This window comes from Streptomyces albidochromogenes (genome assembly GCF_005981925.1).
In the GTDB taxonomy this organism is placed as follows: Bacteria; Actinomycetota; Actinomycetes; order Streptomycetales; family Streptomycetaceae; genus Streptomyces; species Streptomyces albidochromogenes.
Window position 1 is genome coordinate 1 of record NZ_VBVX01000030.1, and the last position, 22,325, is coordinate 22,325.

The 22,325-nt window shown below is 71.5% G+C and carries 20 protein-coding genes; 12 read left to right on the top strand and 8 right to left on the bottom strand.

The features are described from left to right. Together E2E34_RS06475 and E2E34_RS06480 are read left to right on the top strand one after the other, a co-directional pair. The coding region (locus tag E2E34_RS06475; protein ID WP_138900955.1) for an ArsR/SmtB family transcription factor at positions 1–583 on the top strand (583 nt) is incomplete at its 5' end. 128 nt (positions 584–711) lie between these two features. After that, the gene (locus E2E34_RS06480) at positions 712–1,752 is read left to right on the top strand and encodes a glycoside hydrolase family 6 protein (RefSeq protein WP_138900956.1); all 1,041 of its coding nucleotides are present in this window, start codon (positions 712–714) and stop codon (positions 1,750–1,752) included. Positions 1,753–1,905: 153 nt separating this feature from the next. Here E2E34_RS06480 and glxA read toward each other — a convergent pair whose 3' ends face one another. The 4 genes from glxA to E2E34_RS06500 all read right to left on the bottom strand — a co-directional run bounded on the left by glxA (position 1,906) and on the right by E2E34_RS06500 (position 6,466). After that, on the bottom strand, positions 1,906–3,861 hold the full coding sequence (glxA, locus tag E2E34_RS06485) for a radical copper oxidase GlxA (protein WP_138900957.1): 1,956 nt from the start codon (positions 3,859–3,861) through the stop codon (positions 1,906–1,908). A gap of 3 nt (positions 3,862–3,864) precedes the next feature. Beyond that, positions 3,865–5,637 (bottom strand): glycosyltransferase family 2 protein, encoded by a 1,773-nt coding sequence (locus E2E34_RS06490; RefSeq protein WP_425573383.1) that lies wholly within the window; start codon positions 5,635–5,637, stop codon positions 3,865–3,867. A 194-nt stretch (positions 5,638–5,831) separates the two neighbouring features. Next, positions 5,832–6,125, bottom strand: a complete 294-nt coding sequence (locus E2E34_RS06495; protein WP_138900959.1) for an MTH1187 family thiamine-binding protein — start codon at positions 6,123–6,125, stop codon at positions 5,832–5,834. Continuing rightward, a complete protein-coding gene (locus E2E34_RS06500; protein WP_138900960.1) occupies positions 6,122–6,466 on the bottom strand; it encodes a DUF3817 domain-containing protein in 345 nt (114 codons plus the stop codon). Before E2E34_RS06500 ends, E2E34_RS06495 begins: the two co-directional genes overlap by 4 nt. A gap of 130 nt (positions 6,467–6,596) precedes the next feature. Here E2E34_RS06500 and E2E34_RS06505 point away from each other — a divergent pair, with 130 nt between their 5' ends. The 4 genes from E2E34_RS06505 to E2E34_RS06520 all read left to right on the top strand — a co-directional run bounded on the left by E2E34_RS06505 (position 6,597) and on the right by E2E34_RS06520 (position 9,242). Continuing rightward, a complete protein-coding gene (locus E2E34_RS06505; RefSeq protein WP_138900961.1) occupies positions 6,597–7,235 on the top strand; it encodes an AIM24 family protein in 639 nt (212 codons plus the stop codon). Next, entirely contained in the window at positions 7,235–7,885 is a 651-nt protein-coding gene (locus tag E2E34_RS06510) for an AIM24 family protein (protein WP_138900962.1), read from the top strand. Before E2E34_RS06505 ends, E2E34_RS06510 begins: the two co-directional genes overlap by 1 nt. Continuing rightward, positions 7,882–8,658 (top strand): AIM24 family protein, encoded by a 777-nt coding sequence (locus E2E34_RS06515; protein ID WP_138900963.1) that lies wholly within the window; start codon positions 7,882–7,884, stop codon positions 8,656–8,658. The genes E2E34_RS06510 and E2E34_RS06515 overlap by 4 nt, the downstream gene beginning before the upstream one ends. 107 nt (positions 8,659–8,765) lie before the next feature. Next, complete coding sequence (locus E2E34_RS06520) at positions 8,766–9,242, top strand: MarR family winged helix-turn-helix transcriptional regulator (RefSeq protein WP_138900964.1); 477 nt, start codon at positions 8,766–8,768, stop codon at positions 9,240–9,242. A gap of 63 nt (positions 9,243–9,305) precedes the next feature. Here the strand turns inward: E2E34_RS06520 and E2E34_RS06525 are convergent, their stop codons facing one another. Together E2E34_RS06525 and E2E34_RS06530 are read right to left on the bottom strand one after the other, a co-directional pair. Then, positions 9,306–10,715: a sensor histidine kinase gene (locus tag E2E34_RS06525; protein WP_138900965.1), complete on the bottom strand. Its 1,410-nt coding sequence runs from the start codon at positions 10,713–10,715 to the stop codon at positions 9,306–9,308. After that, positions 10,712–11,374 carry a response regulator transcription factor gene (locus E2E34_RS06530; protein WP_138900966.1) on the bottom strand — a complete coding sequence of 221 codons (663 nt, stop codon included), beginning with the start codon at positions 11,372–11,374 and terminating at the stop codon, positions 10,712–10,714. The genes E2E34_RS06525 and E2E34_RS06530 overlap by 4 nt, the downstream gene beginning before the upstream one ends. A gap of 114 nt (positions 11,375–11,488) precedes the next feature. Here E2E34_RS06530 and E2E34_RS06535 point away from each other — a divergent pair, with 114 nt between their 5' ends. Next, positions 11,489–12,037, top strand: coding sequence for a PepSY domain-containing protein (locus E2E34_RS06535; RefSeq protein ID WP_138900967.1), 549 nt, complete (start codon positions 11,489–11,491; stop codon positions 12,035–12,037). Between the two features lie 94 nt (positions 12,038–12,131). On the opposite strand, the gene meaB is transcribed toward E2E34_RS06535, so the two are convergent. After that, positions 12,132–13,091: a methylmalonyl Co-A mutase-associated GTPase MeaB gene (gene meaB, locus E2E34_RS06540; protein WP_138900968.1), complete on the bottom strand. Its 960-nt coding sequence runs from the start codon at positions 13,089–13,091 to the stop codon at positions 12,132–12,134. Positions 13,092–13,153: 62 nt separating this feature from the next. Beyond that, positions 13,154–14,356 (bottom strand): acetyl-CoA C-acetyltransferase, encoded by a 1,203-nt coding sequence (locus tag E2E34_RS06545; RefSeq protein ID WP_138900969.1) that lies wholly within the window; start codon positions 14,354–14,356, stop codon positions 13,154–13,156. A gap of 136 nt (positions 14,357–14,492) precedes the next feature. On the opposite strand from E2E34_RS06545, the gene mce reads away from it, so the two are divergent. From mce to E2E34_RS06570, 5 genes are all read left to right on the top strand, one after another. Beyond that, positions 14,493–14,933: a methylmalonyl-CoA epimerase gene (mce, locus tag E2E34_RS06550; protein ID WP_138900970.1), complete on the top strand. Its 441-nt coding sequence runs from the start codon at positions 14,493–14,495 to the stop codon at positions 14,931–14,933. 190 nt (positions 14,934–15,123) lie between these two features. After that, entirely contained in the window at positions 15,124–19,245 is a 4,122-nt protein-coding gene (gene scy, locus E2E34_RS06555) for a polarized growth protein Scy (RefSeq protein WP_138900971.1), read from the top strand. Between the two features lie 122 nt (positions 19,246–19,367). Further along, on the top strand, positions 19,368–20,306 hold the full coding sequence (locus E2E34_RS06560) for a coiled-coil domain-containing protein (RefSeq protein WP_138896371.1): 939 nt from the start codon (positions 19,368–19,370) through the stop codon (positions 20,304–20,306). A gap of 191 nt (positions 20,307–20,497) precedes the next feature. Continuing rightward, positions 20,498–21,481: an ABC transporter ATP-binding protein gene (locus E2E34_RS06565; RefSeq protein WP_138900972.1), complete on the top strand. Its 984-nt coding sequence runs from the start codon at positions 20,498–20,500 to the stop codon at positions 21,479–21,481. 3 nt (positions 21,482–21,484) lie between these two features. Further along, the gene (locus tag E2E34_RS06570) at positions 21,485–22,255 is read left to right on the top strand and encodes an ABC transporter permease (RefSeq protein ID WP_138900973.1); all 771 of its coding nucleotides are present in this window, start codon (positions 21,485–21,487) and stop codon (positions 22,253–22,255) included. The last annotated feature ends 70 nt before the right edge of the window (positions 22,256–22,325 follow it).

Sequence of the window (22,325 nt, forward strand, 5' to 3'; positions counted from 1 at the left end):
CCTCCTCGAAGGGGCGTGGCGCGCCCTGGTCGAGCCCGACTGGCCTCGGCTGCGGGCGCTGCTGGAGGCGGACGTGGCGTTCCACTCGCGGCGGTTGGCGGAGGTGGGCCTGGGCGGGCTGCTCGGTGAGCTGAACCCCCGGCTCGCGTGGGCGGACGACGGCCGTACGCTCACGATCGACCGGCCCGGCGCGTACGAGCGGACGCTGGGCGGCCAGGGTCTTGTGCTGATGCCGAGCGTGTTCTGCTGGCCCGATGTGGTGAGCGGCTTCGAACCGCCGTGGCAGCCGACCGTCGTGTATCCGGTGCGCGGGATCGGCGGGCTGTGGACCGGGTCGGCCGAGCGTACGCCTCAGTCACTGGCGCGGTTGCTGGGACGGGGCCGGGCGGATGTCCTGTGCGCGCTGGAGGAGCCGGCGTCCACGTCGGCGCTGGCGCACGCGCTGGGGCTGGCCCCCTCGTCGGTGTCGGCGCACCTGTCGGTCCTGCGGGACGCGGGCCTGCTGGTTTCGCGCCGCTACGGCCATCAGGTTTTGTACGCGCGCACCCCTCTGGGCGTCGCCCTCGCCTCGACGGAGGCGTAGCTCCAGGGCCCCCGACTCCCCGCCGCCCCTCCGGTCGGCGGTGGTGTCGCAGCCGGGGGCGATATAGGTGTTATGCAACGATTGCTCGGTCCCTATCGTCGCCCAGTCGAACCGTGCAAGGGGGCTGGATGTCCGGCCGCAGTCCGACCCGCTCGCTCATCGCCGCAGCCGTCGCCTTCCTCGCGCTGGGCGTCGCCGCCTGCTCAGGCTCCGGCGGTTCGGCGCCCGGCCCCGGGTCCCGGCAGGAGGGCGAGTCCACCGCCGCGCGGAGCCGGGGGGAGGGCCAGGACTCGTCCCCGTACTGGGTCGACCCGAAGAGCGACGCCGCCCGCCAGGTCGAGGCGTGGGACGCGCAGGGCCGCGACGCCGACGCCGACGTCCTGCGGCGCATCTCCGAGCGGCCGGTCGCCGGCTGGCCGTCCGGCGACGATCCCGCGCCCGACATCCGCGACGCGGTGCGCGGCGCCGCCGAGGCCGCGCGGACCGTCGTCCTGGTCGCGTACAACATCCCGCACCGCGACTGCGGCCAGCACTCCGCCGGCGGCGCGGCCGACGCCGACGCCTACCGGCGCTGGATCGGCACCTTCGCCGACAGCATCGGCTCCGCGCCGGCCATCGTGGTCCTGGAGCCGGACGCGGTGGCGCACATCGTGGACGGCTGCACTCCGCCGGAGGAGCACGACGAGCGCACCGCGCTGCTCTCCGAAGCCGTCGACCGGCTGAAGCGGCAGCCGAAGACCAAGGTGTACCTGGACGCCGGCAACCCGGCCTGGATCGACGACCCCGGCAAGCTGGTGGAGCCGCTGCGGCGCGCCGGCGTGGAGCGGGCCGACGGCATCTCGCTCAATGTCTCCAACTTCCAGACCGACGAGGCCGTCAAGTCCTTCGGCTCCCGGCTGTCCGCCCTGCTCGGCGGCGCCCACTACGTCATCGACAGCAGCCGCAACGGCAACGGCCCCCTGTCCGGCGGCCGTACCGACGCCTGGTGCAACCCCACCGGGCGCGCCCTCGGTACGCCGCCCAGCGACCGCACCGGGGACCCGCTGCTCGACGCGTACCTGTGGATCAAACGGCCCGGCGACTCGGACGGCGAGTGCCGCGGCGGCCCGGCGGCGGGCACCTGGTGGCCGGACTACGCCCTGGGGCTCGCCCGCCGGGCCAAGGTGTAGCCACGAGCACCCGGCCGGGGCACGGGCACGTGGTGTAGCCACGAGCACCGGCCGGGGCACGAGCACGCCCCGAGGTCCGGCCGGCCGCAGGCCCCGGGGCCCGGCCGCATGGCCCGGAGGCAAGGCCGCCCGGGCTCGCGTAAGCACCCGCCCCTACGGCACGTGGATCCACTTCGCCTCGGACGGTGTCCCCTCCGCGTCCGTGACGAAGAGCATGTACCAGCCGGGCGGCACCAGCGACTTGTCGCCCGGCACCTCCACCGTCACCGCGCTCCGGCCCTTCCTCAGCTTCAGTTCGATCGAGCGCTGCTCGACGTCCGTCGTGTGCGTCACGGCGCTCGGCCGCATCAGCCGGGCCCGCGCGACCCGCTCCGGGTGCGCGGTACGGAACGTCGCCACGCCCGACGCCGGCAGCTCGCGCGGTCCGGCGCCCAGCACCGGCCGCAGCGCCTTGTCCCGGAAGAGGTACGGCGGGGTGTAGATCTCCATCCGCTGCTCGAACTTGCCCAGCTTCGTGTTGTCCTTGTCGCCGAAGAGCGAGTCCGAGCCGAAGGTGACCACCCGGCCGTCGGGCAGCAGCAGGGCCTCGGAGTGGTAGTTGCGGCCCACGGTCGGCTCGGCCGCCGCCTTGAAGGCATTCGCCTTCGGGTCGTAGAACTGCGCCTTGAGGATGTTGCTGGCGCCGCGCCCCCGGTAGTCCGTCGAGCCCCCGCTGGTGAAGACGGTGTCGTCCGGCATGATCACGCTGTTCAGGTACCGCGTCCCTTGCGGGAGTTGGGGGCCGGTCTTGAAGACCGGGCTGTCCTCGTCCAGGTCGATGATCGCGGTACGGCCGGTCGCCTTCTCGGACTCGCCGACCCCGCCGCCGCCGAGGATCATCACCCGCTGGTCCTGGGCGGGCGGCAGGACCAGCGAGGCCGCGGTCTCGGTCTGGTCGAGGTCGGTCAGCCCGCCGACCTTCTTGAAGGTGTTCTTCTCCAGGTCCCAGATGCCCGGCTCGCGCCCCTTGTCGGCCGGACCGTATCCGGCGTTCGCCCCGGAGTAGAAGACCTTGCCGCCCTTGGTGAGGAACAGGGCCGGGTACGTCGGGAAGTACCGGAAGGGCGCCTTCGACCACTTCTTCGTCTTCGGGTCGTAGTACTCGTTGTCGCCGGAGAGGATCGCGCCGACGTCGTCGAGCCCTGAGACGGCGAGCACCTTGCCGTCCTGGAGGGTGACCAGGGTCGGGTACCAGCGGGCCTCCTTCATGGGGTCGACGGGTATGTACCGCTCCGCCTTCGGGTCGAACTCGTACGCCGCCCTGATCCCCTGGAAGTCCTGCTTGTCCATGGTGATCGCCTCGGCGAGGCCGTAGGCGTTGTCGGCGTCCTCGCCCTTGAGCCCGACGATCTCGTACTGCGCCGACTCCTTCGTGACGGCCCGCGGTCCTTCCTCGGCGGCCTCGACGAACACGCGGGCCTCGGCCGCCTTGACGGTGGTCTTCCAGGGCAGCATGCGCCCGCTCTTGGCGTACGAGATCTTGAACTGGCGCTTCGCCTTCGGCACGGTCACGTCGAACTTCGACACGTACGTGACGCCGGAGGGCGAGCGGAAGCGGGTGCCCTTCTTGAAGGTGATGGCCTTGTCCGGGTTCTCGTTCTTCACGCGCATGCCGCCGCCGGCCCGCATGACCTGGTCGCCCAGCACCTCGTAGCGCGCGGTGCCGCCGGCCACCAGCAGCCGCCCGTCGGGCAGTTGGGCGTGCCCGGCGCAGAAGAAGTCCTCGGGCGTCGGGACCAGCTCGAAGGAGTTGTCCTTCGGGTCCCACAGCACGGTTTCGAAGGTGCCCTCGTCGAACTTCTTCTGTTCGTTGCCCGAGCCCGCGATGATCAGCACCTTGCCCGTGTTGAGCAGGGCCGCGTGGATCGCGTTGGTGCGGTACTTCTCCGGGATGTCGACGGTCGACCAGGAGCCGTACTGCGCCTTGTAGCCGGGCTGGGCGATCTTGTACGCGTGGTACTTCTCCTCCGCGAAGGTCAGCGTCGCCGGGGCGTTGAGTCCCGCGAGGACCACGACGGCTCCGCCGCCCAGCAGGGTCTTCTTGAACTTCTTCGTCGGCCGGTAGGCCATGGGTCAGTTCCCTCCGGTCGTCGTGGCCAGCGCGGGCTCCGGCTCCTCGCCCGGTACCGCACCGCTCGCGTGGCCCTTGGCGGGCCTGAGCGCCTTGGCCTCGGCGCGCTCGCGTGCGGAGGTCCAGCACCACACCGCGACCGGTGAGAGTGCGATGACGAGCGCCAGTACGGCCCAGGTCCGCATCGCCGCGTGGGTGTGACCGAGGTGGACGGAGGCGACGAGCGAGCAGACCAGCACGGCCGCCCAGGACAGGTGGATACGGAAGGTCAGCAGCCGGTCGGGGCTGGCCTCGCCGCCCTTGGGGGTGACCACGAACCTGCCCCGGGTGCGCAGCACCGCCGAGCCGAGGGACTTGGCGTAGATCGGCGCGCAGAGCGCGGACATCGCCATGCCGGCCAGCCCGCCGGAGCCCTCGGGCTCGTGCGGTGAGACGTTGTGCCGCCTGTTCCACAGGTAGAGCCCGATCTGGAGGGCGGCCGCGTCGCTGTAGAGCATCAGCCAGACCGAGGACGAGACCTGGGTGCCGGACGCCCCGAACCACAGGAACAGGACGCAGCTGAGGATGCCGAGCATCCAGTTGACGGCGGTCATCGGGTAGTAGACGAGCATCAGCGTGTACGTGAGCAGCCGGCCCGGCGGCACCCGGAACGGCGCCTTCCAGAACTGCTTGAACAGCGTCTCGTACGTGCCGCGCGACCAGCGCAGCTGCTGGGTGAAGAAGTCGGTCCAGGAGGCGGGTCCCTCGCCGACGGCCAGCACGTCCGGGGTGTAGACGGAACGCCAGAAGCGCCCGGTCTCCCGGTTCCTCCTGCGGTGCAGTTCGAAGCCGGTGGCCATGTCCTCGGTGATCGAGTCGTACAGGCCGCCGACCTGCATGAGGGCCCGCACGCGTACGACGTTGTTGGTGCCGACGAACATGGGGGCGCCGTAGCGGTTGCCCGCACGCTGGATCAGCGCGTGGAAGAGGAACTGCTGCGATTCGGCGGCCTTGGTGACGCACGTGTCGTAGTTGCCGTACACCTGCGGTCCGACGACGAAGGCGACGTCGGGGTCCCGGAAGTAACCGAGCATGCGTTCCAGGAAGTTGGGGAGCGGCACGTGGTCGGTGTCGACCGAGGCGAAGAAGTCGTAGGCGCCGCCGTGCATGGCGAGCCAGGCGTTGTAGTTGCCGTGCTTGGTCTTGGCCCGGTGCGGTCCCCTCCGGGTGTTCCACTCCGGTATGCCGCTGCGGGTGAAGTGCCGTACGCCCAGCTCCGCGCAGAGCGCGCGGGCCAGGTCGTCGTCGCCCTCGTCCAGGAGCCAGATGTCGAGCGGCCCGTCGTGCCGCAGCCGGACCGCGCCTTCGAGGGTGGCGCGCACCATGGACAGGGCTTCCTTGCCCGGTACGTACGTCGTGAGGAACGCGACCCGGGTGCCGGGCTCGGGGGTCACGGGTACCGGGTCCCGGGCGACCAGCGTGGCGTGGGCGATCGACACGACGTTGACCAGCATGAAGAGCATGATCAGGCCGATCGAGGCCAGCATCACCATGTCGAGGTGGACCAGCCACCGTTCGCCGCCCTCGCGTTCGGTCCAGTGCGTGGGCCAGACGAGGTAGACCAGCAGGAGCGCCGAGAGCAGCGGAGCCAGCGTCATCAGCAGCACGGCGCGTATTCGGTGCGGTTCCTGCGCCATCAGACTCCGGTACTGCACCCGGTACCCGGTGGCGACGGGCTCGGTCAGCGGCCCGGCGAGCCGGCTGTGGGTGTCGTAGTCGTAGCCGTCCGGCCGCACTGTGCCTCCCGCAGTCGAGGGCGTTCGATACCCCCACATAAAGGGACATTTGGCGGCGTGTCGAACCGGGTCGTCCGAGCGGGCGCATTTCGGCGCCGAGTTGTTTGAACGGCGAAGCGGCGGCGGAACCGCGACGGGGCGACGACGAAGCCCCCGGCCGCGCCGTGGCGGTCGGGGGCTTTCGGACGGCCGGATCAGGCGCTCAGATGGCGCTCCACCGTCTCGACCTTGGAGGTCAGGCCGTCGGTGACACCGGGACGGATGTCGGCCTTCAGTACGAGCGAGACGCGCGGGGCGCGGGCCTCGACGGCGGCGACGGCGCGCTTCACGACGTCCATCACCTCGTCCCACTCACCCTCGATCGAGGTGAACATCGCGTCGGTGCGATGGGGCAGCCCGGACTCGCGGACCACGCGCACCGCGTCGGCGACGTACTCCCCGACGTCCTCACCGACACCCAGCGGGCTGACGGAGAAGGCGACGATCATGCGCCGACCACGCCCTCCTTGCGGGCGCGGCCCGCGATGACCGCGTCCTCGGCCTCGCGCTTGAGGCGCTTGTCGGCGAAGAAGCCGCCGGTCGGCAGGACCGACATGGCGAAGTAGAAGACCGCCGTCCCGAGCGACCACTTCGTCCGGTTCCAGGCGTCCGCCCAGAAGAGCACGTACAGGACGAAGAGCAGACCGTGGATCGCGCCCATGACGGGGACGGCGTTGAACTCCGTGGTGCGCTTGAGCACCGAGCACACGAGCAGCAGCAGGAAGGAGACCGCCTCGGGTACGGACACCAGGCGGAGGCGGCGGAGTGCGGAAGCGGTCTTGATGTCCACGGAGGGGCAACCTTCGTCGTCGCAGGGAACGGTCGATCTTGTGAACGGACGCACAAGCTCGCAGCCCATTGTGGCAGCCCGCTCCCGCCGCCCTTTATCAGGGTCGGGGTCACGGGATACCGTCACCCACGTGGCTCAGTTCCGACTCCAAGGCAGCAAGGTGCTCGCCGTCGACATGACCGGCGACGCCGTCAAAGCGAAGAACGGCTCGATGGTCGCGTACGACGGCCAGATGGCCTTCAAGAAGATGTCCGGCGGCGGTGAGGGCGTGCGCGGCATGGTGACCCGCCGCCTGACCGGCGAGCAGATGACCATGATGGAGGTGAAGGGGCACGGCACGTGCTGGTTCGCCGACCGCGCGAGCGAGATCAACCTCGTCCAGCTGCACGGCGACAAGCTGTACGTCGAGTCCAGCAACCTCCTGTGCGCGGACGCGGGCCTGCGCACCGGCACCTCCTTCACCGGCCTGCGCGGTGGCGCGACGGGCAACGGCCTGTTCACCACGACCGTGGAGGGCACCGGGCAGGCGGCGATCATGTCGGACGGCCCGGCGGTCGTACTGCGCGTCTCCGCCCAGTACCCCCTCCAGGTCGACCCCGGCGCGTACATCGCCCACCAGGGCAACCTCCAGCAGCACTTCCAGTCGGGTGTGAACTTCCGCACGCTCATCGGCGAGGGCTCGGGCGAGGCGTTCCAGATCCGCTTCGAGGGCGAGGGGCTGGTCTACGTGCAGCCGAGCGAGCGCAACACCGTCGGGGGCGACGTCTGATGCCGTTCCGGGAGATCAACTCGAAGATGGTCGAGGCGCGGGTCGCGCCCGGCCAGAAGATGTTCAGCCAGCGCGGCGCGATGCTCGCGTACCAGGGCGACGTGTCGTTCACGCCGAACATCCAGGGCGGTCAGGGCGGCGTGATGTCCATGATCGGCCGGCGGGTCGCCAACGAGGCCACCCCGCTGATGACGGTCGAGGGCTCGGGCACCGTGCTCTTCGGCCACGGCGGCCACCACATCCAGGTGATCAACCTGACCGGCGAGACCCTGTGCGTCGAGGCGGACCGTCTCCTGGCCTTCGACGGCACCCTCGCCCAGGGCACGATGTTCATGGGCTCGCAGGGCGGCGTCATGGGCATGGTGCGCGGCCAGGTGACCGGCCAGGGCCTGTTCACGACGACGCTCAAGGGCCACGGCGCGGTCGCCGTGATGGCGCACGGCGGCGTGATCGAGGTCCCCATCACACCCCAGCGGCCGATTCACGTCGACCCGCAGGCGTACGTCGCGCACCACGGCGACGTACGCAACAAGCTCTCCACCGCACTCGGCTGGCGCGACATGGTGGGCCGCGGCTCGGGCGAGGCGTTCCAGCTGGAGCTGTCCGGCAGCGGCGCGGTGTACGTACAGGCCTCGGAGGAGAAGCTGTGACCGGCCCCGTGATCTTCGACCCGCACACGCTCCCCTCGGACGACAACGTCAACCCCTACACCTTCTGCGTGGAGCTCAAGGGGAGCCAGTGGTTCCTGCAGAAGGGGAAGATGATCGCCTACTACGGGCGCATCGACTTCAACGGCATCGGCCACGGCCGTTTCGAGCGCCTGCTGCGCACCAGCTTCCACTCGCCCCTGCACGCGAGCGACTGGGTGGTGGCGGAGGGCCAGGGGAAGATGCTGCTCGCGGACCGCGCGTTCGACGTCAACTCCTTCGACCTCGACAACGGCAACCTCACCATCCGCTCCGGCAACCTCCTCGCGTACGAGCCGAGCCTCGCGCTCAAGCAGTCGATCGTGCCGGGCTTCCTGACCCTCATCGGCACGGGCAAGTTCGTGGCGGCCTCCAACGGCCCCGTGGTCTTCATGGAGCCGCCGATCCGCGTGGACCCGCAGGCGCTGGTCGGCTGGGCGGACTGCCCGTCGCCGTGCCACCACTACGACCACGGCTACATGACAGGCGTCATGGGCGGGATCAGGTCACTCACGGGCCTCGGCGGCACGTCGGGCGAGGAGCACCAGTTCGAGTTCGTCGGGGCCGGCACCGTGCTGTTGCAGTCCACCGAACTCCTCATGGCGGAGCAGGCCACGGGCGCGGTCCCGTCGCAGGCGGGAGTGCCCGGCGGGCACGGCGGCGGGGCGGGGCACCACGGCGCCGCACCGCGCCTTCCCGGTCAGCTGGGGGACCTCCAGCGTCGCTTCGGGCTGTGAGCGGTAGTCTGCGGAGTGTGACGTCGAACGTCTGCGCCCTTGTCGCGTGCCGGGCGTCACACTCCGCAACTTCGTCCAGTTTTCAACTTCTTAGGTAGAATCCATATATGGAGACCGAGACGGCCACCCCCTGGCTGACCGATGCCGAACAGTGCGCCTGGCGGACCTACCTGGACGCCAACAGGCTGCTGACCTATCAGCTCGAAAAGGATCTTCAGCCGTACGGGCTGACCATCAACGACTACGAGATCCTGGTCAACCTGTCCGAGTCGCAAGAGCGCCGGCTGCGGATGAGCGACCTCGCCGCGGCGACCCTCCAGTCCAAGAGCCGCCTCTCCCACCAGATCACCCGCATGGAGAACGCGGGGCTGGTCCGCAGGGAGAACTGCGAGTCCGACCGCCGCGGCCTGTACGCCGTGCTGACCGACCAGGGCAGCGAGACCATGCAGCAGGTAGCCCCCCACCACGTGGAGTCCGTACGCCGGCACTTCATCGGCATGCTCTCCCCCGAAGCACTCGCCGACATGAAGGCCGCCCTCACTCCCGTCGTCGAGCAACTGCGCGGCCGACGGGGCAGGATCTAGCCGGCCGGCCCGGCGTGGGAGAGCACCGCCGCGCTCTCCTTCCCCAGGGTCCGCCCCCAGCTGTCAGGAACCCGCCGCGCCGGCCGCCACCGGCAGGCGAAGTTCGAACAGCGCGCCCCCCAGCGGCCCCCGCGCCACCGACAGCGTGCCGCCGTGCCGGCGCGCCACATCGCGGGCGATGGCCAGGCCGAGGCCCGCGCCGCCGTCGTCCCGGCTGCGGGCGTCGTCGAGCCGTACGAACCGCTCGAAGATCCGCTCGCGCTCCGCGGCCGGCACCCCCGCCCCGTCGTCGGCCACGCCGAGCACCACCGCGCCGCGCTCGCGCCGCACGGACACCTCGACGCGGCCACGCGCGTGCCGCTGCGCGTTGTCGAGCAGATTGCCGAGCACCCGCGCCAGCTGACCGCGCGAACCGGCCACCTCGTACGGTCCGGACCCCTCCGCCACCGTCACCGGCAGCCGGTCGGTCCGCTGCGAGACCTCCTCCCGCACCAGCGCGCCCAGATCGACGCGCCCCTGCCCGGGCCGCTCGCCGGCGTCCAGCCGGGCGAGGAGCAGCAGGTCGGCGGCGAGGGCCTGCAGCCGTACGGTGTCCCGCACCGCGCCCTCCACGTCCAGCAGCTCCGGATGCGCGGCGCCCACCTCCAGCTGCGTGCGCAGCGAGGCGATCGGACTGCGCAGCTCGTGCGAGGCGTCGGCGACGAACCGCCGCTGGCGTTCCACCGACGTCTCCAGGGCCGCGAGCGTCTCGTTGGTGGTCACGGCCAGCCGCGCCACTTCGTCGTGCGCGTCCGGCTCCGGGACCCGCCGGGACAGGTCCTCCGACGCGGTGATCGCGGCCATCTCGCGCCGGATCCCCTCCACCGGCCGCAACGCCCGCCGCGTCACGAGCCAGGTCACCCCGCCCACCACGGCCAGCAGCGCCGGCAGGCCGATCAGCATGGCCTCGCGCACCGTGTTGACGGCGTCCTGCTCGGCGGCCAGCGGCGCACCGGCGTAGACCGTGACGTCCTGGCCGCGAGCCGTGCGCACCTCGACGGCGGCGAACCGGTAGTCGGCCCGCTCGCCGTCCACCGTCGCGCTCCCCGACGACATGCGGGGCTCGTCGTCGGACACCTCCCCCGGCCCGGGGTCGTCGTCCCCGCCCTCGCGGGCGTCCCGCACCCGCACCTCGGAACTCCCCGCCCCCTCGATCGCCTCCAGGTCGTCGCTCACGGCGACCACCCGCCGGTCCTCGTCCACCACCTGGGCGGGACGGTCGTCGGGCCACTCCACGTCCGCGTACGGCCGCCCCAGGGCCACCTGCGAGGCGACGTTCTGGGCGCCGACCTCTGCCTGGAGGTCCGTCTGGTCGATGAGGTTGGCGCGCAGCACCAGCAGCACGGCCAGCCCGGCGGCCACCAGGGCCACCGCGACGACCGCGGTGGCCCCGAGCGCCGCCCGGGCCCGTACGGACCCGAACAGCCGCCTCATGCCGCCACCAGCCGGTATCCGGCGCCGCGCACCGTCTGGATCCTCGGCGCGCCGAGCTTGCGCCGCAGGGCGCTCACGTACACCTCGACGATGTTGGGATCGCCATCGTACGCGAAGTCCCACACGTGCTCCAGGATCTGCGCCTTGCTGACCACCTCGCCGGCCCGCACCGCGAACTGTTCCAGTACGGCGAACTCCTTGGCGGTGAGCACGACTTCGTCGTCACCCGCGTAGACCCGCCGACTGGCGGTGTCCACCCGCAGGTCCCCCACCACGACGACCGGGGAGGCCCCCGCGCCGGCCCGCCGCCGCAGCAGGGCCTTGACCCGGGCGACCAGCACGACGTACGAGAACGGCTTCGTCAGGTAGTCGTCGGCGCCCGTGTCGAGCCCCTCCGCCTCGTCGTACTCCCCGTCCTTGGCGGTCAGCATCAGGATCGGCACGTCGTTGCCCGCCGCCCGCAGCGCCGAGCACACCCGGTAGCCGTTCATGCCGGGGAGCATGATGTCGAGCAGGACGAGGTCGTACGCGCCCTCACCGGCCCGGTGCAGCCCTTCCAGCCCGTCGTGCACCACGTCCACGGCGAAGCCCTCGGCGGTGAGCCCCTTGGCCAGGGCCACCGCGAGCCGCCTCTCGTCCTCCACGATCAACAAGCGCATGCGCCCAGGTTCGCAAACCGAACCTGAAGACGGCTTCAGCAGGCTTCAGGCCACGTTCAGCATCGCTGGGCCAGATTGATTCCCGTAGCAACCAACCGCTCGGGAGGAAACCTCATGAAGCGCAAGATCGTCATCGCGACCGCCGTCACGGCCCTGCTCATCGGCGGCGGCACCGCGACCGCGTTCGCCACCTCGGACGACGACGCGAAGCCGGCCACGAGCGCGATCACCCTCGACGAGGCGACCACGGCGGCCGTGAAGTCCGCACCGGGCACCGTCACCGGGGCCGAGCTCGACGACGACGAGCCCACCTGGGAGGTCGACGTGTACGGCAAGGACGCCAAGTGGCACGACGTCGACGTGGACGCCGCGACGGCGAAGGTCACGGGCGAGCACGCGCAGGACGACGAGGACGACCGCGCCCCGAAGAGCACGAAGGTCACCATGAGCGAGGCCGCGAAGGCGGCCCTCACGGCGCAGCCCGGCACGCTGACGTCCATCGACCTGGACGACGACGGCGGCTGGGAGGCGGAGGTCCGGTCCAAGGACGGCAAGGAGCACGAGCTGACCGTCGACGGCACGACGGCGAAGGCGACCCCGGAGAAGGACGACGCGGACGACTCCGACCGGGCCGACGACGCCGACGACAACGACTCCGACTGACGGGGCAGGCCCCGCACCGCGCCCACCGGCGCAGGGGGCGCACGCACGGGGGCGGTGTCCGGGACAGTCCCGGACACCGCCCCCGAAGCGACCGCTATCCCGCCTCCGTGACCCCCGCCACCAGCTCGTCGGCCGCCGCGTACGGGTCGAGCTCGCCCGCGACGATCCGGTCGGCCAGTGCCCCGAGCCGCCGGTCGCCCCGCAGGTCCCCGATCCGCTCGCGCAGCGCGGTGACCGCGATCGTCTCGACCTCGTGCGCCGCGCGCTTCGCCCGCCGCTCCCCGAGCACCCCGCGCTCCTCCATCCACGCCCGGTGCTTCTCCAGGGCCTCGACGACCTCGTCGACGCCCTCGCCCCGCGCCGCCACCGTCTTCACGATCGGCGGCCGCCAGTCCCCGGGGCCCCGGGACTCCCCGAGGCCCAGCATGTGGTTGAGCTCCCGGGCAGTGGCGTCGGCCCCGTCCCGGTCGGCCTTGTTGACGACGTACACGTCGCCGATCTCCAGGATGCCCGCCTTCGCGGCCTGGATCCCGTCTCCCATGCCCGGCGCCAGCAGCACCACCGACGTGTCGGCCTGCGAGGCGATCTCGACCTCGGACTGCCCGACGCCGACCGTCTCGACCAGCACCACGTCGCACCCGGCGGCGTCGAGCACCCGGATGGCCTGCGGCGCCGCCCAGGCCAGACCGCCCAGGTGTCCGCGGGTGGCCATGGACCGGATGTAGACCCCGGGGTCCGACGCGTGCTCGGACATCCGCACCCGGTCGCCGAGCAGCGCACCGCCGCTGAACGGCGACGAGGGGTCCACCGCCAGGACCCCGACCCGCTTCCCGGCCCGCCGGTACGCCGACACCAGGGCCGAGGTGGAGGTCGACTTGCCCACGCCGGGTGAGCCGGTGAGCCCCACGACGTACGCGTTCCCGGCCAGCGGAGCCAGCGCCGCCATCACCTCACGCAGCTGCGGGGACGCCCCCTCGACCAGCGAGATGAGCCGGGCGACGGCACGCGGCCGGCCCTCTCGCGCCTGAGCCACCAGCCCGGGGACGTCCTGCATCACAACTCCGCTCCTCGATCAAGCACTACGGAAGGGTTACGCGCCCGTGAGCGCTCGCCGCGCTACTTGCCCGCGACCTTGATGATCAGCGCATCGCCCTGACCACCGCCACCACACAGCGCGGCAGCGCCGACACCGCCGCCCCGCCGCTTCAGCTCCAGCGCCAGGTGCAGCACGACGCGCGCGCCGGACATCCCGATGGGGTGTCCCAGGGCGATCGCGCCACCGTTGACGTTCACCTTTTCCGGGGACACCCCGAGGTCCTTCATTGACTGGACGGCGACGGCCGCGAAGGCCTCGTTGATCTCGATGAGGTCCAGGTCCTCGACGCCGATCCCCTCCTTGCCGAGCGCGTGGGCGATGGCGTTGGACGGCTGCGACTGGAGCGAGTTGTCCGGGCCGGCCACGTTGCCGTGGGCTCCGATCTCGGCGATCCACTCGAGACCGAGCTCCTCGGCCTTGGCCCGGCTCATCACGACGACGGCGGCGGCGCCGTCGGAGATCTGCGAGGCGGTGCCGGCCGTGATCGTGCCGTCCTTGGCGAACGCGGGGCGCAGCTTGCCCAGCGACTCGGCCGTGGTCTCGGGCCGGATGCCCTCGTCCTTGGAGAACAGGACCGGGTCGCCCTTGCGCTGCGGGATCTCGACGGGCGTGATCTCGGCCTCGAAGAGCCCGTTCTTCTGCGCGGCGGCGGCCCGCTGGTGCGACTGGGCGGCGAACTCGTCCTGCGGTCCGCGGGCGATCCCGAGCCGGGTGTTGTGCTTCTCGGTCGACTCGCCCATCGCGATGCCCTCGAAGGAGTCGGTCAGGCCGTCGTGGGCCATCGAGTCGAGCATCTCGATGGCGCCGTACTTGAAGCCCTCACGGGACTTCGGCAGCACGTGCGGCGCGTTCGTCATGGACTCCTGGCCGCCGGCCACCACGATGTCGAACTCTCCGGCGCGGATCAGCTGGTCGGCCAGCGCGATGGCGTCGAGCCCGGAGAGACAGACCTTGTTGATGGTCAGGGCGGGCACGTTCATGGGGATGCCGGCCTTCACGGCCGCCTGACGGGCGGGAATCTGGCCCGCGCCGGCCTGGAGCACCTGGCCCATGATCACGTACTGGACCTGGTCGCCGCCGATGCCGGCCCGCTCCAGGGCCGCCTTGATGGCGAAGCCGCCGAGGTCCGCGCCGGAGAAGGACTTGAGGGAGCCGAGGAGCCGGCCCATGGGCGTACGGGCGCCAGCGACGATGACGGACGTGGTGCTGTTCGTTCCAGACATGAGGCACGGCCCCTAGGGATGAGGAGTGAACGAGGGTTTACCTCAATGTACTGAGCGGTACCTGTGCGGTCACCGGGCAGCAAGTGTGATCGCGCGCACGTTGCGTAACCACCCCCAACCGCGCTGCACTGTCCCCATGCTGACGCGAATCGACCACATCGGAATCGCCTGTTTCGACCTCGACAAGACCATCGAGTTCTACCGTTCGACCTATGGCTTCCAGGTGTACCACTCGGAGGTCAACGAGGAGCAGGGCGTCCGTGAAGCCATGCTCAAGATCAACGAGACGTCCGACGGCGGCGCCTCCTACCTCCAGCTCCTGGAGCCCACCCGCGAGGACTCCGCGGTGGGAAAGTGGCTGGCCAAGAACGGTGAGGGGGTCCACCACATCGCGTTCGGCACCGCCGACGTGGACGGCGACGCAGCGGACATCCGCGACAAGGGCGTACGGGTCCTGTACGACGAGCCGCGCATCGGTTCCATGGGCTCCCGCATCACCTTCCTGCACCCCAAGGACTGCCACGGAGTACTGACGGAACTGGTCACTTCGGCCCCCTCCTCCGCCACGGAGCACTGACCGGAGCACTGTCCCGCTGATCCCACGCCGGTAGAGTGGGCGGTTCCGGTCCGGGGCCGGACCGGGGCCTGTGACTCATGCCTCACTGTTGATCTGAGACCATTCCCCCCGGGGGCCGCCCGAAGTCGGGGCGGTGCTTGTTTCGGAGAGTTCGGAAGAGTTGCGACCAGGGGACGGATGGGACCGCGCAGTGCGGGGCTACGAACGGCACGAGCCTGACGACCATCTCTCGCGGTTCGAAGCCGAGATGGAGCGGCTGAAGACCGAGCGGGAGAAGGCGGTTCAGCACGCCGAGGACCTCGGCTACCAGGTCGAGGTGTTGCGCGCCAAGCTCCATGAGGCGCGCCGCAACCTGGCGTCCCGTCCCGCCTACGACGCGGCGGACATCGGTTACCAGGCCGAGCAGTTGCTGCGTAACGCCCAGATCCAGGCGGATCAGCTGCGTACCGACGCCGAGCGCGAACTGCGCGACGCCCGGGCGCAGACGCAGCGGATCCTCCAGGAGCACGCCGAGCACCAGGCAAGGCTCCAGGCCGAGTTGCACACGGAGGCGGTCACCCGCCGCCAGCGGCTCGACCAGGAGCTCGCCGAGCGCCGGCAGACCGTCGAGGCCCACGTCAACGAGAACGTGGCCTGGGCCGAGCAGCTGCGCGCCCGTACCGAGGCGCAGGCCCGCCGGCTCCTGGAGGAGTCGCGCGCCGAGGCGGAGCAGTCCCTGGCCGCCGCCCGCGCCGAGGCCGAGCGCGTCGCCCAGGAGGCCCGCCAGCGCCTCGGCTCCGAGGCCGAGAACGCCCGCGCCGAGGCCGAGGCGATCCTGCTGCGCGCCCGCAAGGACGCCGAGCGCCTGCTGAACGCCGCCTCCAACCAGGCGCAGGAGGCGACCACCCACGCCGAGCAGCTGCGTACGTCGACGACCGCCGAGTCCGACCAGGCGCGCCGGCAGGCCGCGGAGCTCAGCCGTACCGCCGAGCAGCGGATGCAGGAGGCCGAGACGGCGCTGCGCGAGGCGCGCGCCGAGGCCGAGAAGGTCCTGACCGAGGCGAAGGACGCGGCGGCCAAGCAGCTGACCACGGCCGAGTCCGTCAACGAGCAGCGCACCCGTACGGCCAAGTCCGAGATCGCCCGGCTGGTCGCCGAGGCCACCAAGGACGCCGAGGCGCTCAAGGCGGAGGCCGAGCAGGCCCGCGCCGACGCCCGCGCCGAGGCGGAGCGGCTGGTCGCCGAGGCCGCCGAGAAGGCCCGCACCGCCGCCGCCGAGGATTCGGCGGCCCAGCTCGCCAAGGCGGCCCGTACCGCCGAAGAGGTCCTCACCAAGGCGTCCGACGACGCCAAGGAGACCACCCGCAAGGCGTCCGAGGAGGCCGAGCGGATCCGCCGCGAGGCCGAGGCGGAGATCGAGCGGCTGCGCAGCGAGGCGGCGGCCCAGGCCGACCAGCTCAAGGGCGCGGCGAAGGACGACACCAAGGAGTACCGGGCCAAGACGGTCGAGCTGCAGGAGGAGGCGCGCAGGCTGCGCGGCGAGGCCGAGCAGCTGCGGGCCGAGGCGGTCGCCGAGGGCGAGCGGATCCGCGGCGAGGCCCGCCGCGAGGCCGTCCAGCAGATCGAGGAGGCGGCCAGGACCGCCGAGGAGCTGCTGACCAAGGCGCGGGGCGACGCCGACGAGCTGCGCACGTCCGCCTCCGCCGAGAGCGAGCGGGTGCGCGGCGAGGCCATCGAACGCGCCACGACGCTGCGCAAGCAGGCCGAGGAGACCCTGGAGCGCACCCGCGCCGAGGCCGACCAGCTGCGCGCCGAGGCCGAGGAGCAGGCGCAGCGGACCACCGCCGGCGCCGAGGACGCCGCCCGCGCGCTGCGCGAGGAGGCCGAGCGCGGCATCGCCGCCCGCCAGGCCGAGGCCGCCGAGGAACTGGCCCGGCTGCACACCGAGGCCGAGCAGCGCGTCACCGCCGCCGAGCAGGCACTGGGCGAGGCGAGGGCCGAGGCCGAGCGGCTGCGCCGGGAGGCCGGCGAGGAGATCGAGCGGCTGCGCGCCGAGGCGGCCGAGCGAGTACGGACGCTCCAGGCGCAGGCCGAGACCGAGGCGGAGCGGCTGCGCACGGAGGCGGCCGCCGATGCCTCGCGCTCGCGCGCCGAGGGCGAGGCCGTCGCCGTACGGCTGCGCAGTGAGGCGTCGAACGAGGCCGAGCGGCTCAAGACGGAGGCGCAGGAGAGCGCGGACCGGATCCGGTCCGAGGCCGCCGCTGCGGCCGAGCGGGTCGGGGCCGAGGCCGCCGAGGCGCTGGCCGCCGCCCAGGAGGAGGCCGCGCGCCGCCGCCGGGAGGCCGAGGAGACGCTGGCCGCGGCCCGCGAGGAGGCCGAGCGGGAGCGGGCGCAGGCCCGCGAGCAGAGCGAGGAGCTCCTCGCGTCCGCCCGCAAGCGGGTCGAGGACGCGCAGGCCGAGGCGCAGCGCCTGGTCCAGGAGGCGGACTATCGGGCCACCGAGCTGGTCGCGGCCGCCGAGCAGACCGCCCAGCAGGTACGGGACGCCGTCGCCGGGCTGCAGGAGCAGGCCGAGGAGGAGATCGCCGGGCTGCGTTCGGCCGCCGAGCACGTGGCGGAGCGTACGAAGACCGAGGCGCAGGAGGAGGCGGACCGGCTCCGCGCCGACGCGTACGAGGAGCGGGAGCGGGCCACCGAGGACGCGAACCGGCTGCGCCGGCAGGCGCAGGAGGAGACCGACGCGGCCAAGTCGCTCGCGGAGCGCACGGTCGGGGACGCGATCGCGGAGGCGGAGCGGCTGCGCACCGACTCCTCGGAGTACGCGCAGCGCATTCGCACGGAGGCGTCCGACGCGCTGGCTTCGGCCGAGCAGGACGCGTCGCGTTCGCGCGCCGAGGCCCGTGAGGACGCCAACCGCATCCGCAACGAGGCGGCGGCGCAGGCGGACCGGCTGATCGGCGAGGCGACGGGCGAGGCCGAGCGCATGGCGGCCGAGGCCGTGCAGTCGCTGACGGCCGCCGGGCAGGACGCGGCCCGGATGCGGGCCGAGGCCGAGCAGATCAAGGCGGACGGCGAGACCGGGGCCGAGCGGCTGCGGGCCGAGGCGCGCGAGGAGGGCGAGCGGGTCCTCGACGAGGCGCGTGAGGCGGCCGACAAGCGCCGCGCGGACGCGGCGGCCCAGGCCGACAAGCTCGTGTCCGAGGCGAGCGGCGAGGCGGACAAGCTCGTCGCCGACGCGAACAGCGAGGCCGAGCGGCTGCGCGCGGAGGGCGAGCGGGTTCTGGACGAGGCGCGCGAGGCGGCCGACAAGCGGCGCGCCGACGCGGCGGCGCAGGCGGACCGGCTCGTGTCCGAGGCGAGCGGCGAGGCGGAGCGGCTGCGTGCGGAGGCCGCCGAGATGGTGACCTCCGCCCAGCAGGCGGCGGAGCGCATCAGGTCGGAGGCGCAGAAGGTCAAGGCGGACGCCGAGGAGGCGGCCGAGCGGATGCGCGGCGACGCCCGTACCGAGGCGGACCGGCTGCTCGACGAGGCGCGTCAGGCGGCGTCCAAGCGCCGTTCGGACGCGGCCGAGCAGGCCGACCAGCTGATGGCGAAGGCCCAGGAGGAGGCGCTGCTCGCCGCGACCAAGGCGGAGGAGCAGGCCGACACGATGGTCGGCGCGGCCCGCAAGGAGGCCGAGCGGCTGGTCGCGGAATCGACGGTCGAGGGCAACTCGCTGGTCGAGAAGGCCCGTACGGACGCCGACGAGCTGCTGGTCGGGGCCCGCCGGGACGCGACCGCCATAAGGGAGCGGGCGGAGGAGCTGCGCGCCCGTACCGAGGCCGAGATCGAGGAGCTGCACGAGCGGGCCCGCCGGGAGACGTCCGAGCAGATGCGGACCGCCGGCGAGCGGGTCGACAAGCTGGTGAAGGCCGCGACGGAGCAGCAGGCCGAGGCCGAGGCGAAGGCCAAGGAGATGATCTCCGAGGCGAGTTCGGAGGCGGGCAAGGTCCGCATCGCCGCGGTGAAGAAGGCCGAGGCGCTGCTCAAGGAGGCCGAGCAGAAGAAGGCCGAGCTGGTGCGCGAGGCGGAGAAGCTGCGTACGGAGGCCCAGGCGGAGGCCGAGCGCATGGTCGACGAGGGCCGGCGCGAGCTCGATGTACTGGTCCGCCGCAGGGAGGACATCCAGGCCGAGATCTCCCGTGTCCAGGACGTACTTGAGGCGTTGGAGTCCTTTGAGGCACCTTCCGGGGGCGGCAAGGCGTCGTCGAACAGCGGCTCCGGCGCGGGTGGCGTGAAAGCCGGCGCGGCGGCGGGTTCCACTCGTTCGAGTGGCAAGTCATCCGACGGTTAGCCACTCAAAAGGGGTGTCATTCTCCAGATCAAACGGGCATTGACTCGATGACACGCCGCTTCGGCCCCTAGGATTCCCCCTAACACCTCACCGGTCACATTCGACAGGAACCCAGGAACCCCATGAGCGACACTTCCTCCCCCTTCGGCTTCGAGCTCGTGCGGCGTGGTTACGACCGCGGTCAGGTGGACGACCGCATTACCAAACTCGTCGCCGACCGTGACAGTGCTCTGGCCCGAATCACTGCTCTGGAAAAGCGCATCGAGGAACTCCACCTCGAGACGCAGAACGCCCAGGCCCAGGTGAGCGACGCGGAGCCGTCGTACGCCGGGCTCGGTGCGCGCGTCGAGAAGATCCTCCGCCTCGCCGAGGAGGAGGCGAAGGACCTGCGTGAGGAGGCCCGTCGCGCCGCCGAGCAGCACCGCGAGCTCGCCGAGTCGGCGGCGCAGCAGGTGCGCAACGACGCCGAGTCGTTCGCGGCCGAGCGCAAGGCGAAGGCCGAGGACGAGGGCGTTCGTATCGTCGAGAAGGCCAAGGGTGACGCCTCCACGCTGCGCAGCGAGGCGCAGAAGGACGCGCAGCAGAAGCGCGAGGAGGCGGACGCCCTCTTCGAGGAGACCCGCGCCAAGGCCGCTCAGGCCGCCGCGGACTTCGAGACGAACCTGGCCAAGCGCCGCGAGCAGTCGGAGCGCGACCTGGCTTCGCGTCAGGCCAAGGCCGAGAAGCGTCTGGCCGAGATCGAGCACCGCGCCGAGCAGCTTCGCCTGGAGGCCGAGAAGCTGCGCACGGACGCGGAGCGCCGTGCCCGTCAGACGGTGGAGACCGCGCAGCGCCAGGCCGAGGACATCGTGGCCGACGCGAACGCCAAGGCCGACCGGATCCGCAGCGAATCGGAGCGCGAGCTGGCGGCGCTCACCAACCGCCGCGACTCGATCAACGCGCAGCTGACCAACGTCCGCGAGATGCTGGCCACGCTGACCGGTGCGGCTGTCGCCGCCGCCGGCGCCCCGGCCGACGACGAGCCGATCACCCGCGGCGTCCCGGCGCAGCAGACCCGCTAGTCCCCGGGCCCGCCCCGGCGAGAAGCGGAAGCAGTCAGACCGCAAAGCCCCCCGTCATTCCGGTGGCGGGGGGCTTCGCGCGCCCTTAGCGTGGCCGGCATGCTGTGCTCTCCCGGGGGGCGCCCCCCGGACTTCCAGCCGGACGGACAGGCCAGCCGCCTGCCCGAGGTGCCTTCGCGAGGTGGGTTTGAGTGATCGAACTGACGGGGCTGACGAAGCGTTACGGCGAGAAGACGGCCGTCGATCAGCTGACCTTCACCGTGCGGCCGGGCATCGTGACCGGCTTCCTCGGCCCCAACGGGGCGGGCAAGTCGACGACCATGCGGATGATGCTGGGCCTGGACAACCCGACGGCCGGTGACGTCCGCATCGACGGCAAGCACTACGCCGAGCTCAAGGATCCGCTGAAGTACATCGGCGCGCTCCTCGACGCCAAGGCGATGCACGGCGGCCGCAGCGCGTACAACCACCTGCTGTGCCTGGCCCAGAGCAACGGCATCCCGCGCAGCCGGGTCTCCGAGGTCCTGGAGACGGTGGGCCTGACCTCGGTCGCCAGGAAGCGCGCGAAGGGCTTCTCGCTCGGCATGGGGCAGCGGCTGGGCATCGCGGGGGCGCTGCTGGGCGACCCCGAGATCCTCATGTTCGACGAGCCGGTGAACGGCCTCGACCCCGAGGGCATCCACTGGATCCGCAATCTGATGAAGGCGCTGGCCTCCCAGGGCCGTACGGTCTTCGTCTCCTCCCACCTGATGAGCGAAATGGCGCTCACGGCGGACCACTTGGTCGTCATCGGCCAGGGACGGCTGCTCGCCGACACGTCGATGGCCGGCTTCATCAAGGAGAACTCGCGCAGTTACGTGCGCCTGCGCTCTCCGCAGCAGGAGCGGCTGCGTGACGTGATGCACGAGGCCGGGATCACGGCGGTCGGCGCGGCCAACGGGTCGCTGGAGGTGGACGGGGTGAGCGCGGAGCAGCTCGGCGAGCTCGCCGCCCGGCATCAGCTGGTCCTCCACGAGCTGAGCCCCCAGCAGGCGTCGCTGGAGGAGGCGTTCATGCAGCTGACCGCGGAGTCCGTCGAGTACCACGCGCATTCGGACGGCGAAAGGCCCGCGCCGCCCGGGGCCGGTTGGGGTGCGGGAGTCCAGCAGCACAAGACGACCGGGAAGGGGGCCTGAATCGTGGCTGCCACACAGGTTCTCAAGTCGGAATGGACCAAGATCAAATCCGTGCAGTCCACAGTATGGACACTCGGCCTTGCCGCAATCGTCACCATCGGCCTCGGCGTACTCATCAGTATTCTTTCGAAGAACGAATTCGCGAAGATGGACGCCGAGGACAAACTCGCCTTCGATCCGACGTTCGTGAGTTTCGCGGGCACGAGTCTTGGGCAGCTTGCAATGATCGTTTTCGGTGTGCTCGTCGTGTCGAACGAATACAGCACCGGAATGATCCGCATGTCGCTCGCGGCGGTCCCGCAGCGCGCCACCTTCCTCTTCAGCAAGATCACCGTCGCGGCGGCCCTCGCCCTGGCCGTCGGTATGATCACGAGCTTCGCCGCCTTCTTCCTCGGCCAGGCGATGCTCGGCGACCTCAGGGCGGACATCGGCGATCCGGGCGTCCTGCGCGCGGTGATCGGCGGCGGGCTCTACATGACCCTGATCGCGCTGTTCTCGATGGGTGTGGCCTCGATGCTGCGCAGTCAGGTGCTGGCCCTCGGCGTCCTGATGCCGTTCTTCTTCCTGCTCGCGCCGATCCTGGGCAACGTCTCCGCCACCAAGAAGGTCGGCCAGTACCTCCCCGACCAGGCCGGCAGCAAGATCATGCAGGTGGTGCCGCCGCTCGACGACAGTGCGCCGTACGGGCCGTGGGGCGGGCTGCTGATCATGTGCGCGTGGGTGCTCGCGGCTCTGGTGGGCGGCTTCGTCCTGCTGAAGAAGCGGGACGCGTAGCCGGGGCTCCGGACCCGGCGGCCCCGTCCCGGCTTAGCGGGAACCGTCAGCCCACGGTTATCCTCCTAAC

Bases quoted from the DNA above. Each gene is read 5' to 3' on its own strand.
- E2E34_RS06480 (WP_138900956.1), top strand. From the start codon at position 712: ATGTCCGGCCGCAGTCCGACCCGCTCGCTCATCGCCGCAGCCGTCGCC.
- glxA (WP_138900957.1), bottom strand. From the start codon at position 3,861: ATGGCCTACCGGCCGACGAAGAAGTTCAAGAAGACCCTGCTGGGCGGC.
- E2E34_RS06495 (WP_138900959.1), bottom strand. From the start codon at position 6,125: ATGATCGTCGCCTTCTCCGTCAGCCCGCTGGGTGTCGGTGAGGACGTC.
- E2E34_RS06510 (WP_138900962.1), top strand. From the start codon at position 7,235: ATGCCGTTCCGGGAGATCAACTCGAAGATGGTCGAGGCGCGGGTCGCG.
- E2E34_RS06520 (WP_138900964.1), top strand. From the start codon at position 8,766: ATGGAGACCGAGACGGCCACCCCCTGGCTGACCGATGCCGAACAGTGC.
- E2E34_RS06525 (WP_138900965.1), bottom strand. From the start codon at position 10,715: ATGAGGCGGCTGTTCGGGTCCGTACGGGCCCGGGCGGCGCTCGGGGCC.
- E2E34_RS06530 (WP_138900966.1), bottom strand. From the start codon at position 11,374: ATGCGCTTGTTGATCGTGGAGGACGAGAGGCGGCTCGCGGTGGCCCTG.
- E2E34_RS06535 (WP_138900967.1), top strand. From the start codon at position 11,489: ATGAAGCGCAAGATCGTCATCGCGACCGCCGTCACGGCCCTGCTCATC.
- meaB (WP_138900968.1), bottom strand. From the start codon at position 13,091: ATGCAGGACGTCCCCGGGCTGGTGGCTCAGGCGCGAGAGGGCCGGCCG.
- E2E34_RS06545 (WP_138900969.1), bottom strand. From the start codon at position 14,356: ATGTCTGGAACGAACAGCACCACGTCCGTCATCGTCGCTGGCGCCCGT.
- mce (WP_138900970.1), top strand. From the start codon at position 14,493: ATGCTGACGCGAATCGACCACATCGGAATCGCCTGTTTCGACCTCGAC.
- E2E34_RS06560 (WP_138896371.1), top strand. From the start codon at position 19,368: ATGAGCGACACTTCCTCCCCCTTCGGCTTCGAGCTCGTGCGGCGTGGT.